General features: G+C 73.2%; 11 protein-coding genes. 3 read left to right on the top strand and 8 right to left on the bottom strand.

All coding sequences use genetic code 11. From position 1 onward, the window contains the following. The first annotated feature begins 2 nt into the window (after positions 1-2). Entirely contained in the window at positions 3-1376 is a 1374-nt protein-coding gene (locus HNQ01_RS05660; protein WP_173804403.1) for a dicarboxylate/amino acid:cation symporter, read from the top strand. On the opposite strand, the gene HNQ01_RS05665 is transcribed toward HNQ01_RS05660, so the two are convergent. Both HNQ01_RS05665 and HNQ01_RS05670 read right to left on the bottom strand, forming a co-directional pair. After that, entirely contained in the window at positions 1352-2542 is a 1191-nt protein-coding gene (locus HNQ01_RS05665; protein WP_173804404.1) for an acyltransferase family protein, read from the bottom strand. The two genes, HNQ01_RS05660 and HNQ01_RS05665, sit on opposite strands and share 25 nt — an antisense overlap. Before the next feature lie 35 nt (positions 2543-2577). Continuing rightward, positions 2578-2787, bottom strand: a complete 210-nt coding sequence (locus tag HNQ01_RS05670) for a hypothetical protein (RefSeq protein WP_173804405.1) — start codon at positions 2785-2787, stop codon at positions 2578-2580. Between the two features lie 285 nt (positions 2788-3072). Here HNQ01_RS05670 and HNQ01_RS05675 point away from each other — a divergent pair, with 285 nt between their 5' ends. Next, the gene (locus tag HNQ01_RS05675) at positions 3073-3687 is read left to right on the top strand and encodes a CAP domain-containing protein (RefSeq protein WP_173804406.1); all 615 of its coding nucleotides are present in this window, start codon (positions 3073-3075) and stop codon (positions 3685-3687) included. 24 nt (positions 3688-3711) lie between these two features. On the opposite strand, the gene HNQ01_RS22340 is transcribed toward HNQ01_RS05675, so the two are convergent. From HNQ01_RS22340 to coaBC, 6 genes are all read right to left on the bottom strand, one after another. Continuing rightward, positions 3712-4428: an energy transducer TonB gene (locus HNQ01_RS22340; RefSeq protein ID WP_173804407.1), complete on the bottom strand. Its 717-nt coding sequence runs from the start codon at positions 4426-4428 to the stop codon at positions 3712-3714. A 19-nt stretch (positions 4429-4447) separates the two neighbouring features. Then, complete coding sequence (locus HNQ01_RS05685) at positions 4448-4888, bottom strand: ExbD/TolR family protein (protein WP_173804408.1); 441 nt, start codon at positions 4886-4888, stop codon at positions 4448-4450. Between the two features lie 13 nt (positions 4889-4901). After that, on the bottom strand, positions 4902-5345 hold the full coding sequence (locus HNQ01_RS05690; protein WP_173804409.1) for an ExbD/TolR family protein: 444 nt from the start codon (positions 5343-5345) through the stop codon (positions 4902-4904). Beyond that, positions 5342-6079 (bottom strand): MotA/TolQ/ExbB proton channel family protein, encoded by a 738-nt coding sequence (locus HNQ01_RS22165; RefSeq protein WP_286180544.1) that lies wholly within the window; start codon positions 6077-6079, stop codon positions 5342-5344. Before HNQ01_RS22165 ends, HNQ01_RS05690 begins: the two co-directional genes overlap by 4 nt. Then, positions 6067-8862: a TonB-dependent receptor domain-containing protein gene (locus HNQ01_RS22345; RefSeq protein ID WP_173804410.1), complete on the bottom strand. Its 2796-nt coding sequence runs from the start codon at positions 8860-8862 to the stop codon at positions 6067-6069. Before HNQ01_RS22345 ends, HNQ01_RS22165 begins: the two co-directional genes overlap by 13 nt. 73 nt (positions 8863-8935) lie before the next feature. Beyond that, the gene (gene coaBC / locus HNQ01_RS05705; RefSeq protein ID WP_173804411.1) at positions 8936-10213 is read right to left on the bottom strand and encodes a bifunctional phosphopantothenoylcysteine decarboxylase/phosphopantothenate--cysteine ligase CoaBC; all 1278 of its coding nucleotides are present in this window, start codon (positions 10211-10213) and stop codon (positions 8936-8938) included. 48 nt (positions 10214-10261) lie between these two features. Between coaBC and HNQ01_RS05710 the strand changes: the two genes are divergently transcribed. Then, positions 10262-12541 carry a TonB-dependent receptor plug domain-containing protein gene (locus HNQ01_RS05710; RefSeq protein WP_173804412.1) on the top strand — a complete coding sequence of 760 codons (2280 nt, stop codon included), beginning with the start codon at positions 10262-10264 and terminating at the stop codon, positions 12539-12541. The last annotated feature ends 1 nt before the right edge of the window (position 12542 follow it).

Here is a 12542-nt window from a genome sequence, read left to right on the forward strand (position 1 = left end):
CGATGACACGTCCCACGTCCGCGGCGAACAAGACGCCGTTCTACCGCTCCCTCTACGTCCAGGTGCTGGCGGCGATCGCCATCGGCATCGCGCTGGGTCACTTCGCGCCGGCGCTGGGCGCGCAGATGAAGCCGCTCGGCGACGGCTTCATCAAGCTGATCAAGATGATCATCGCGCCGATCATCTTCTGCACCGTCGTGCTGGGCATCGCCGGCATGGACGACATGAAGAAGGTCGGCCGCACCGGCGGCCTGGCGCTGCTCTATTTCGAGGTCGTCTCGACGCTGGCGCTGGTCATCGGCCTGGTGATCGTCAACGTCGTGCAGCCAGGCGCCGGCATGCATGTCGACCCGAACTCGCTCGACACCAAGGGCCTGCAGAACTACGTCGGCCCGGGCAAGATGACGACCACGGTCGACTTCCTGCTCAACATCATCCCGACCAGCGTCGTCGACGCCTTCGCCAAGGGCGAGATCCTGCAGGTGCTGCTGTTCTCGGTGATGTTCGGCTTCGGCCTGCAGAAGTTCGGCGGCCGCCGCAACCTCGTCTTCACCTTCATCGACAAGTTCTCGCACGTCCTGTTCGCGATCGTCGGCATCATCATGAAGGTCGCCCCGATCGGCGCCTTCGGCGCGATGGCCTTCACCATCGGCAAGTACGGCGTGGGCACGCTGATGCAGCTCGCGCAGCTGATGGCCACCTTCTACGCCACCTGCCTGATCTTCATCCTGGGCGTGCTGGGCACGATCGCCAAGGTGCACGGCTTCTCGATCCTGAAGTTCATCGCCTTCATCAAGGAAGAGCTGCTGATCGTGCTGGGCACCTCGTCGAGCGAGTCGGTGCTGCCGCGCATGATGCGCAAGCTCGAGCACGCCGGTGCCGAGAAGTCGGTCGTCGGCCTGGTCATCCCGACCGGCTACTCCTTCAACCTGGACGGCACCTCGATCTACCTGACGATGGCCGCGGTCTTCATCGCGCAGGCCACCGACACGCCGATGACGCTGATGCAGCAGATCACGCTGCTGGCGGTGCTGCTGCTGACCTCCAAGGGCGCGGCCGGCGTGACCGGCTCGGGCTTCATCGTGCTGGCGGCGACGCTGTCGGCGGTGGGCGGCGTGCCGGTGGCCGGCCTGGCGCTGATCCTGGGCATCGACCGCTTCATGTCGGAAGCCCGCGCGCTGACCAACCTGATCGGCAACGGCGTGGCCACGCTGGTCGTGGCCAAGTGGTGCGGCCAGCTCGACAATCACCAGATGAACGACGCGCTGCACGGCCGCTCGCCGATGCCGGCCGAAGAGACGCTGTCGCACGCGATCGACGCCGCGCTGCCGCACGGCGACGAGATCGCCGCTCAGCCCGGCACCGCGGCGCGCTGATCGGCGTCGTCGGACGAGGCCTGCCGGCGCCAGCGCGCCCAGGCCTCCAGACCCGCCTGCAGGCCCCAGCCGGCCAGCAGGCTCAGGCTCCAGGCCAGCCCCAGCCCCGCCGCATGCACGGCCGGGGTCTCGGGCAGCCAGGCGCCGACCATCGCACCGGTCAGCAGCAGCACCGGATAGTGCAGCAGGAAGACCGCGTACGAGATGCGCGACAGCCAGCTCGACAGCGCCGCCAGCCGGCGCGGCAGCTGCAGCTGCAGCGGCACCAGCAGCGCCAGCATCAGCGCGCACAGGCCCGCCAGCAGGATGCGCACCCGCCACTCGGCCAGCAGCGCCGAGCCGGTCAGCGCCAGCAGCACCAGCAGCCAGCCCACGCGCGCGCCCGGCCGCGAGGCCACCGCCCACTGCGCCAGCATGCCCATGCCGTAGGAGCCGGCGAAATAGATCGCCCAGACGTCGAAGCTGCTGTCGAGGTTGAACACCAGCAGCGACGACAGCACCGCGGCCAGCACCAGGCAGGCGGTCAGCAGCGTGCGCCCCCGCCCTTCCCAGCCCTGGCGCAGCAGCCCCAGCAGCGCCACCATCGCGAACAGCTGCAGGTCGATCGCCACATACCAGACCCCGGCCGACAGCGCGCCCAGTCCGGCGATGTCCTGCACCATCAGCACGTTGGCGACCCATTGCAGCAGCGTCGGCTCGGCGGGGATCGTCGGATGCTCGATCAGCGAGCGCGCGGCCCGGGCGGCCAGCAGCGCCGCCAGCAGCGCGACCCAGTAGGGCTCGGCCAGGCGCCAGAAGCGCCGGCCGATCGACGAGACGAAGTCGGTCCAGCGGTTGCCGGAGCCGCCGCGCGGCGCCGCGCCGGGATGCGGCACCATCGAGCGCGCGGCCAGGAAGCCGGCCATCACCAGGAAGACCTGCACCGCGAGCCGGCCGTTGTCGACCAGCCAGGCGCGCAGCTCGGGCGCCAGCGTCTCGGCCACCTCGCACATCGGGCCGTACAGCGCGAGGTGATGCCAGACGATCAGCTGCGACGCCAGCGCCTTGCCCAGGTCGACCAGCTGCAGAGAATTCCCGGCCTTCCGGGAGGCGGCCCGCGGTGCCGCACTGCGGGCACCGTCCTGGCCGGACAGAGAGGAAACATCAGGGCAAACGGGACTTGACATCACCGGATCCTACCCGGTGATCCTTTCAATCCCCTTCAGGGATGGCGGCGCAGCGACAGGCCCGGGCGACGGCCGGGCTGGCGGCGCGAGCCCGCGCTCAGGCTCCAGCGGGCCCGGCCGTGCGGAGGACGGCGCGAAGGCCGGTCGGCCGCGGTGAAGGTGAGGCGCCAGACATTCGGCCGGACGGCGACGACCGCAGGCGTCCCGGTGGCGGCGAAATGCTTCGAGTTGGCGACGAAAGACATGCTGACTCCTGTAGCGGATCCGAACAAGTCACCAACCAGGTGATGCAGGTTATTTCAGATCCGGCGACGCCAGTCTGATCGAGCCGGCGCGTCGACGCCATCGACGCGGCCCCCTCGAACGCGGGCATGAACGACACGTTCCGTGAAGATCGCGCAGGTTGATGCGTGTAGATGCCACGACCCCCGCAAGAAGGCGGTGTGTCGGCCCTTGCCGCCCCGGGGCCGATCTCCAGAATGGACTGGCCCGACCCGATAAACCGAATCTTCCTGCCACCGGTCACCGCCATGCTCCGAACCTGTAACCGCCCCCTGCGTCCGCTGCTCGTCCTGGCCGCTGCTCTTTCGGCCCTGCTGACCGGCTGCGGCGGCTCCGGCGGCAGCGACACGGGCTCCGGCACCTCGGCGGTCGCCGCAGCCGGCACCCCCCTGTCGGCGACCGGCACGAGCGCGAACGCCAGCAGCGGCATCAGCTGCGGTCTGGGCAACCTGCAGGCCGACCTGATCGCGGAGATCAACCGCCGCCGGGCCAGCGCACAGACCTGCGGCAGCCGCGGCAGCTTTCCCGCGGTCGGCGCGCTGCGCTGGAACGAGCGGCTGCTGGCGGCGGCCGCCGTGCATGCGCAGGACATGATCGCGCACGGCTTCTTCGGCCACACCGGCTCGAGCGGCAGCAGCGTCGGCGACCGGGTCACCGCGGCGGGCTATGCCTGGTCGACCGTGGCCGAGAACATCGCCGCCGGCCAGCCGACGGTCGCACGGGTGGTCGACGCCTGGATGAGCAGCGACAGCCACTGCGCCAACGTGATGAACGCCAGCGTCAACGAGTTCGCTGTCGCCTGCAGCTACAACCCCTCGAACCAGTCGAACTACTGGGTCATGGACCTGGCCAAGGCGCGCTGAGCGCGCGCCGCGCCCCTCGCCCCGTCATTCCTCGCGGATGCTGATCTCGAAGCTCACCTGCACCTCGTCGGCGCCGCTGGCCTGGCAGCGCATCCGGCGCGCCGCGCTGACCGCCAGCCGGTGATATTCGCGCGGCCCGGACAGCGCCGCGGCCTCCACCACCTGCCCGCCGCGCACCAGCATGCGTACCCGCACCACGCCGGTCACGCCGTAGCGCTCGAAGGCGCCGGCCATCGTGTCCTGGATGATCTGCGCATAGCCCGGGCAGGCCAGACCGACCTCGGCGCGCGCCGGCGCGGCAGGAGCGGCCGGGGCCGCTGGCGCCGCCGGAGCCGGGGCGGCAGGCGCGGGCGCGGGAGCCGGCGGCGCGGGGCGAGGCGGCTCGGACTGGACGGCCTGCGCCGGCGTCGCGGCAGGCGCGGGCGGCGGCGCGATCTCGGGCTGCGGCGCCCAGGCCCTGGGCGCAGGCGGCGGCGGGGGGGCGGCCGAGGGCTGGGGCGTCTTCGGGACCGGGGCCGGCGGGGGTGGCGCTTCCTGCGGCCGGGGGGGCGGAGGAGGCGGCGGCGCGGGCGCGGGCGCGTCGATGATCGCCATCTCCACCGTCTGGCGCACCGACTCGACCGTCTGGCGCGCCAGGCCGGACATCAGCGCCCAGCCCGCCAGCAGGTGCAGGCCGACCACCGCGGCCGCCCCCGCCCAGCGCGGCGAACGCGACGGGATCTCGAATTCGGGCATCGGCATCGTGTGGACCCTCCGCGGCTCAGCGCGCCGGCTCGAAGCGCTCGAGGCCGGCCACGCCCAGGCGCTTCAGCCCTGCGCGCTGCGCCTCGACCATCACCTCGGCGAAGACCGCATAGGCCGAGCCCGGCGCCGGACGGATGTGCAGCTCGGCCGGGCGCGGCTGCGCGGCCTCGGCCTGCAGCCGCGCCACCAGCGCGGCGCGGTCGGCCAGCGGCTCGTCCTGCCAGCGCAGCGCGCCGTCGGGCGCGATGTCGATGCGCACCACCGGCGGCGGCTCGGCCGGCGGCACGGCCTTCGCCACCGGCAGGTCGAGATCGGCCGAATGCAGCTGGATCGGGATCGTGATGATCAGCATCACCAGCAGCACCAGCATCACGTCGATCAGCGGCGTGGTGTTGATCTCCATCAGCGGCTCGTCGTCGCCGCCGGCGGTGTCGCCGGGGCCGAGGTTCATCGCCATCGGGAACGTCCTTTCAGTGCAGCGGCGGCGGCTCGGTGACGAAGGAGATGCGCGCGATGCCGGCACGCTGGCAGGCCAGCACCACCTGCGCGACCGGGTCGAAGGCGCCGCGGCGGTCGCCGCGCACCTGCACCTCCGGCGCCTGGCCCGGCGGCGCGGCATGCACCGCCTCCTGCAGCCGGGCCTTGAGCGCCTCGGGCCCGGCCAGCGGCAGGTCGTGCCAGAACAGGCGCCCGGCCGCGTCGACCGAGATGACGATGCTGTCGGGCCGGGTCTCGCGCGGCTGCAGCCGCTCCTTCGGGAGCTCCACCGGCACCGAGGTCGCCACCACCGGGATGGTGATCAGGAAGATGATGAGCAGCACCAGCATCACGTCGACCAGCGGCGTGGTGTTGATGGTGGCCATCACCGCGTCCTCGTCGGGCGGCGCGTCGAAGGGGCCGCGCGGCAGCGTCATCGCGGCTCGGCCAGCAGCACCGCGTGCAGGTCGGCGGCGAAGCCGCGCACCTCGTCCATCACCGCCTTGTTGCGGCGCACCAGCCAGTTGTAGCCCAGCACCGCCGGCACCGCCACCGCCAGGCCGATGGCGGTCATGATCAGCGCCTCGCCCACCGGGCCGGCGACCTTGTCGATCGAGGCCTGGCCGGCGATGCCGATCGCGGTCAGCGCGTGGTAGATGCCCCAGACGGTGCCGAAGAGGCCGACGAAGGGCGCCGTCGAGCCGACGGTGGCCAGCAGCGCCAGTCCGTTCTGCAGCCGGCCCTGCACCCGCTCGATGGCGCGCTGGATCGACATCGTGATCCAGGTGTGCAGGTCGATGCGGCCGAGCAGGCCGGCGTGCTTGCCGCTGGCCTCGACGCCGGCCTGGGCGATGAAGCGCAAGGGGCTGCCGCGCTCGAGCTGCTCGGCGCCCTGGGCGATGCTGGCGGCCTGCCAGAAGGCCTCGGCCGCGCGCGCCTGACGCAGCATGCGCTGCTGCTCCAGCCACTTGACGACGATGACATACCAGCTCGCCGCCGACATCGTCACCATCATCACCAGCACCGCCTTGGCCACCAGGTCCGATCCGGACCACAGCGCGGCCAGACCGTAGGGATTGCTTGCGTCCACGAGAGATCCGCTCCGGAAATGTTCGCGCGAACTATACCCGGCACCGAAAACGCTGCGGAACCGGCCGCTCAGAACCGCCAGTCCAGCCCGAGCTGCAGCGTGCGGCCCTGGCCGCTGGCGTAGCGCGGGTCGAAGCCGAGCATGTGCGCGCCGGTGCTGCGCAGCGTCAGCGGCGGGTCCCGGTCGAGCAGGTTCAGCACCGCCAGCGTCAGCGTCAGGTCGCGCCGCGGCTGCCAGCGACTGGTCCAGTCCAGCGTCCAGTGCGAGGCCACGCGGCGCTCGAGGCCGACGCATTCGAGCCCGTCGGCGCTGGTGACGCCGCATTCGGCCTCGGTGTGGATCATGTCGCGGTAGCCGCTGCGCCAGTTCACCCGCGCCTGGTGCGACCACCCGCCGCGGTCGAGCGCCAGCGACGCGGCGATCACATGGCGGAAGGCGACCCGGTCGTCGATGCCGAAGCGGCCCAGGCTCGAGGCCCATTCGCCCTCGGTGCCCGGCACGGTGTAGCGCGAGCGCAGCAGCCAGGTGCCCTCGACCCGGCCGGTCAGCCGGCCCCAGGGCGAGGCCCCGCGCAGATGCGCGTGCCAGTCCAGCCCGCGCTGCTCGACCTGGCCGATGTTGACCGGCAGCAGCCGCAGGGCCAGCGACGACGTGCCGCTCGAGGCCTGGGTGCGGGCGGCGTAGAGGCTGGCGTAGCGCACCGGGTCGGCGATGATCTGCTGCTCGCCGATCTCCTGCACCGCGTCGTGCACCCGCACCGCCCACAGGTCCAGGCCGAGGCCGGCGTCCGGCGCCGCCCCGAGCTGCAGCCCCAGCGAGGCATGGGTCGAGCGCTCCGGCTTCAGGTCCGGATTGCCGCCCTTGAGCAGGCCGATCTGGTTGGTGCCGGGCCAGCACAGCGCGGCGTAGGGGTGCGACTCCAGGCCGTTGGCGGACGAGAACGGGCAGGCGTAGCTGCCGGCGCTCATGCCGTAGTCCTGCTCGGCGCGGGCGATCTGCAGCAGGTCCGGCGCGCGGAAACCCGTGCCGGCCGAGGCCCGCCACGCCAGCGCCGCCGAGGGCTGCCAGCGCCAGCCCAGCCGGCCGGTGGTCTGACGCGCCGACGTGCCGACCCGGGTGCCGGCGAGCCGATCGGCCACCGGGCCGACCTGGTCGAGCCGCACCGAGGCATCGACGCGCACGGCCGGCGTCAGCGGCAGGCGCAGCTCGCCGCGGGCCGCCGCGCTGTCGCGGCTCAGCTCGGCCGGGGTCTGCACCTCGCCGGACAGCAGCGCCCCGCCGCGCGCGATGTCCGACAGCGTGCGGCTCCAGCCGCTGCGGCGCCACTCGGCGCCGACGGCCAGCTCGGCCGCGCCGCCGGGCAGCTCGGCCAGCGTCGTCGTCGCGCCGGTCTCCAGGCCGGCGATGCGGCTGCGCGCGGTGTCGTAGCGGCCGCGCCAGCCGGCGTCCGACAGGGCCGACAGCCCGGCCGCGCCGCCGGGGCCGGTCGCGAACGGATCGATCCGGCCGTCGGCCAGCGCCGACTGCAGCGGCGCCTCGAGCAGCCAGCCCGAACGCAGGTCCTGGCGCTGCTCGTGCGTCGACAGCAGCGCACGCGCCTGCAGCCGCCAGCCGCCGGCCTCGCCGTCGACGCCGGTGGCCAGATGCAGGCGGCGGTTGCGGTAGTCCACCTGGCGCGGGCCGGCCTGCTGCAGCCGCCAGTAGGCCAGCGCACCGCCGAAGCCCTCGATCTGCTCCGGCGTCAGCCAGCGCGACAGGCTCGCGAAGGCGGGCGAGCCCGCGTCGACGGCGACGTCGGCCGGATACGGCGCGACCGTCGCGCGCGTCAGCGTGTCGCTCCACAGCGCGGTGCCGCGCAGCGCCCAGCCGGGCGCGTCGAGCCGATGCGCGCCGTCGAGCACCAGGCTGGCGCGCTGCGTCTGCGGCGCCACGTCGACCGCCGCCGCGTAGTCGTGATAGCAGAGCCCGCCGACCTCGAGCGCCGCGGCGCCGCAGCCCGCCCCCGCCTGCACGCCCGGGTTCAGCCAGACGGTCTGCGTCTGGCCGGCGGCGTCGGTGTAGTCGACCGCCGCGTTGGCCGGCGCGCTGCGCAGCGAGCCGTTGAAGAACAGCAGGTCGCGCCCCTGCGCGTCGCGCAGGCGGATCAGGCCGGTCGAGGCGAAGGCCCGCTGCGAGGCGCGGATCGCCTGCGTGCGCGCCAGCTCCAGCGTCCATGACAGGCTGGCGCCGTCGCGCAGCTCGTCGCCCAGGCCTTGCGACAGCGCGACGCTCCAGCCGCGGCCGCCGGCGTGCTCGGGCCGGATCGCGCGGGCCGAGAGCTGCACCGGCTGCTCGCCGCGGCGCAGGATCAGGTTGACCACGCCGCCGATCGCGTCGGCGCCATACAGCGCCGCAGCACCGTCGCCGAGGATCTCGACGCGCTCGAGCGCCGCCAGCGGCAGCGTGCCCAGATCGACCAGGGAGCCGGAATCGGCCGGCGCCAGGCGCTGGCCGTCGAGCAGCACCAGCGTGTAGCGCGCGCCCAGCCCGTGGATCGACGCGGCGGTGACGCCGTTGCCATCGTTGCCGACGCTGTCGGACAGCGCCTGCATGCCCTGCATCATCGGCAGCCGCTCGAGCAGCTCGGCCAGCGTCGTGGCCCCGCTGCGCTCGATCTCGGCGCGGATCAGCACCCGCAGCGGCGCGCTGCCCTCGCCGTCGCGCTGCGGCAGGCGGCTGCCGGTCACCTCGACGCGCTCCAGCACCTCCGCGGCGCGGACCGGCAGCGCCGGCGACAGCGCCAGCACCGCCGCGGCGGCCATCAGCGCGTGCCGCGCCGGCTCCTTATGCGCACCGTTCTTCGTGCGCAGGCTCGTGTCGTTCATGACATGTCATCTGTATTCCCCAGCATGACAAATCTTAACGAAACGATAGCAATAAACTATTGAAAGTGAATAATCACGCCAGACGCCGCGCGATCTCAGCCACCAGCGCGCGCGCCAGCGTCTGCTTGTCGCAGGCGCGGCCGTCCTCAGGCAGCGGGCGGCTGTGCTCGGCGTCGACCAGCAGCAGCGCGTTGTCGTCGCGGCCGAAGGTGGCCGGCCCGAGGTTGCCGACGATCAGCGGCACGCCCTTGCGCGCGAGCTTCTCGCGGGCGTGCTGCTCGAGCTTCTCGCTCTCGGCGGCGAAGCCGACGCAGAACGGGCGCTGCGCCGCCGGCAGGCGCGCCACCGCGGCCAGGATGTCGGGGTTCTCGGCCAGCTCGAAGCTCGGCGCGACCTTCTTGCCGTCCTTCTTGATCTTGTGCTCGGACAGCGAAGCCGGGCGCCAGTCGGCCACCGCGGCGGTGGCGACGAAGAGGTCGTGCAGCGGCGCGCGCGGCATCACCGCATCGAGCATCTGCTGGGCCGAGCGCACGTCGACGCGGGTCACGCCGCGCGGCGTGGGCAGGTGCACCGGGCCGGCCACCAGCGTCACGTCGGCGCCGGCTTCGCGGGCGGCGCGCGCGATCGCGAAGCCCATCTTGCCGCTGGACAGATTGGTGATGCCGCGCACCGGGTCGATGGCCTCGAAGGTGGGGCCGGCGGTGATCAGCAGGCGCCGACCGGCCAGCGGCTTCGGCGACAGCGCAGCCACCAGTTCCTCGACGATCGCCTCGGGCTCGATCATGCGACCGTCGCCGATCTCGCCGCAGGCCTGCGCGCCGACGTCGACGCCCAGCACCAGCGCGCCGTCGGCGGCGATCTGGCGCAGGTTGCGCTGCGTGGCCGGATGCGCCCACATCTCGCGGTTCATCGCGGGCGCGACGATCAGCGGCACCGGACGCGCGTCCGCCGCGCCGCTGGCCAGCGGGCGCGCCAGGCAGGCGAGACTCAGCAGGTCCTCGGCACGGCCCTGGGCCAGGCGGGCGATGAAGTCGGCGCTGGCCGGCGCGATCAGCACCGCGTCGGCGCCGCGGGTCAGGTTGATGTGCGGCATGCCGTTGGGCTCGCGCGCATCCCAGGTCTCCAGCGCGACCGGGTGGCCGGAGAGCGCCTGCATCGTCTCGGCCGTCATGAAACGCAGCGCCCCGGCGGTCATCGCGACCCGCACCTCGGCGCCGGCCTTGACCAGCAGGCGCGCGAGCTCCGCGCTCTTGTAGCAGGCGATGCCGCCGCTCAGGCCGAGCACGATGCGGCGGCCGGCGAGATCGGGACGGGCGGACGGGGCGGTGGGCACGAGCGTGGATTCGGTCATGGGCCGGGAGTCTATACGGGTGAGCAACGCGACAGACAATGGCTCGCCATGTCCAGAAACACTACCCCCACCCGTAGAAACCTCCGTCCCGTGCGCCAGGCGGCGCGACTGCTGCTGCCGGTGCTGGCCGCACCGGTGCTGGCGCAGGAAGCCCCGGCGCCGGCCGCGCCGCCCTCGCCGCCGCAGGCGACGCTGGAGCGGGTCGAGATCCGCGCCAGCCGGCCCGACGAAAGCCGCGAGCGCCGCCAGTCCACCGCCGCCAAGACCGTCATCGGCCGCGAGGAGCTCGACCGCAACGGCGACGCCACCGTGACCGAGGTGCTCAAGCGCCAGCCCGGCGTGACCCTCGACGGCCGCCCGGGGCGCGGCGGCAATCCGCGCCTGCGCGGCCTGGGCAGCGGCTACACGCAGATCCTGATCAACGGCGAGCGCATGCCGATGGGCATGAGCCTGGACGCGCTGACGCCCGAGCAGGTCGAGCGCATCGAGATCACCCGCGGCCCGACCGCCGAGACCGGAGCGCAGGCAGTGGCCGGCACCATCAACATCGTGCTGCGCGAGGACGTGCGCCAGCGCCTGAACGACGTGCATCTGCGCCTGGGCCGCGACGACGGCCGCTGGCAGAGCGACCTGAGCTGGACCCGCGCCGGCCAGATCGAGGACCTGAACTACAACCTGTCGATGCACCTGGGCGAGAGCCTGAGCGACGACAGCGTGCGCCTGCGCACCGTCGAGACCGCGCAGGCCGACGGCGCGCTGCTGCGCGACCAGGACCGCCTCGACGAGGTGCACGGCCGGCGCCGCGCGCTGCATGCGGGCGGGCGGCTGCAGTGGAAGCTCGGCGCGGGCGAGAGCCTGGCGCTGATGCCCTTCGTGATCCTGTCGGAAAGCCGCAGCAGCACCCGGCGCACGCTCGTCACCCGCGCCGGCGACGCCGACTACGACCACGCCACCTCCGAGGGCAGCAGCCGCTTCTCGATGCTGCGGCTCAACGGCCAGTGGCAGACGCGGCTGGAGGGCGGCACGCGGCTGGAGCTGAAGGCCGGCACCACCGCCTCGCGCTCGGACGGCAGCGGCTGGCGCGACGAGTTCGACGGCACCGGCGCGCAGCTGCGCCGCATCGACGACGAACGCGACGGCCTGGACCGCTGGCTCAGCACCGGCGGCAAGCTCTCGCGCGCGCTGGTCGACGGGCAGCACCAGCTCTCGCTCGGCTGGGAAATTGAACAGGGCCGTCGCGACGAGACGCGCACGCAGCGCCAGACCGCCGCCGACGGCAGCGTCACCTCGCTCGACGGCGACTTCGGCGACGCGCTGCAGGCGCACAGCCGCCGCGGCGCGCTGTGGATCCAGGACGAGTGGACGCCCGCGCCGCAGTGGTCGATCCAGGCCGGCCTGCGCCACGAGCGCATCGACAGCCGCGGCAGCACCGGCGGCACCGGCACCGAGGCGATCAACCGCAGCCGCGTGACCTCGCCGATGCTGCACGCGGTGCACCGCCTCGACGAGGACGGCCGCCAGCTGCTGCGCGCCGGGCTGACGCGCAGCTACAAGGCGCCGACGCTGGCCCAGCTCATCGCCAGCGGCACGCGCGCCAGCGGCACCAACCTCGAGACCAACCCCGACCGCGGCGGCAACCCCGACCTGCGCCCCGAGCTGGCCACCGGGCTCGATCTGGCCTGGGAGCGGCATCTGGCGCAGGGCGGCGTGTTCAGCGTCGGCGCCTTCACCCGCCGCATCGAGGATCTGATCCGCAACCGCATCGCGCAGGAGAACGTCGGCGGCGAGACGCGCTGGGTGTCGCGCCCGCAGAACATCGGCCGCGCCCGCACCACCGGCTTGGAGCTGGAGGCCAAGGGCCGCGCCGCCGAGCTGGCCGCCCTCCTCGGCCCGCGCGCCGAGGACGCCCCGCCCCTGCCCGCCGTCGACCTGCGCGCCAACCTCAGCGTCTACCGCTCGCGGGTGGAATCGCTCTCCGGCCCCGACAACCGCCTCGACAGCCAGCCCGGCTGGAGCGCCGGCGCCGGCGCCGACTGGCGGGTGCGCGGCCTGCCACTGACGCTGGGCGCGAGCGTGAGCTTCACGCCCGGCTACGCGGTGCAGCTCGACACCAGCCGCACCGCCACCGTCGACACCCGCCAGGTCATCGACGCCTACGCGCTGTGGACCTTCGCGCCGGACCTGAAGCTGCGCGTCTCCGCCAGCAACCTCGCAGCCCGCGACAGCGTCTCGACCACCACGGTGGACGGCGCCACCACCCGCCAGACCGCGACCACCTGGGGCCGCAGCAGCACGGCGTGGGCGGTGAGGCTGGAGATGAAGTTGTGAG

The sequence above is a fragment of the Sphaerotilus uruguayifluvii genome, assembly GCF_013294065.1.
Classification (GTDB): domain Bacteria; phylum Pseudomonadota; class Gammaproteobacteria; order Burkholderiales; family Burkholderiaceae_C; genus Sphaerotilus; species Sphaerotilus uruguayifluvii.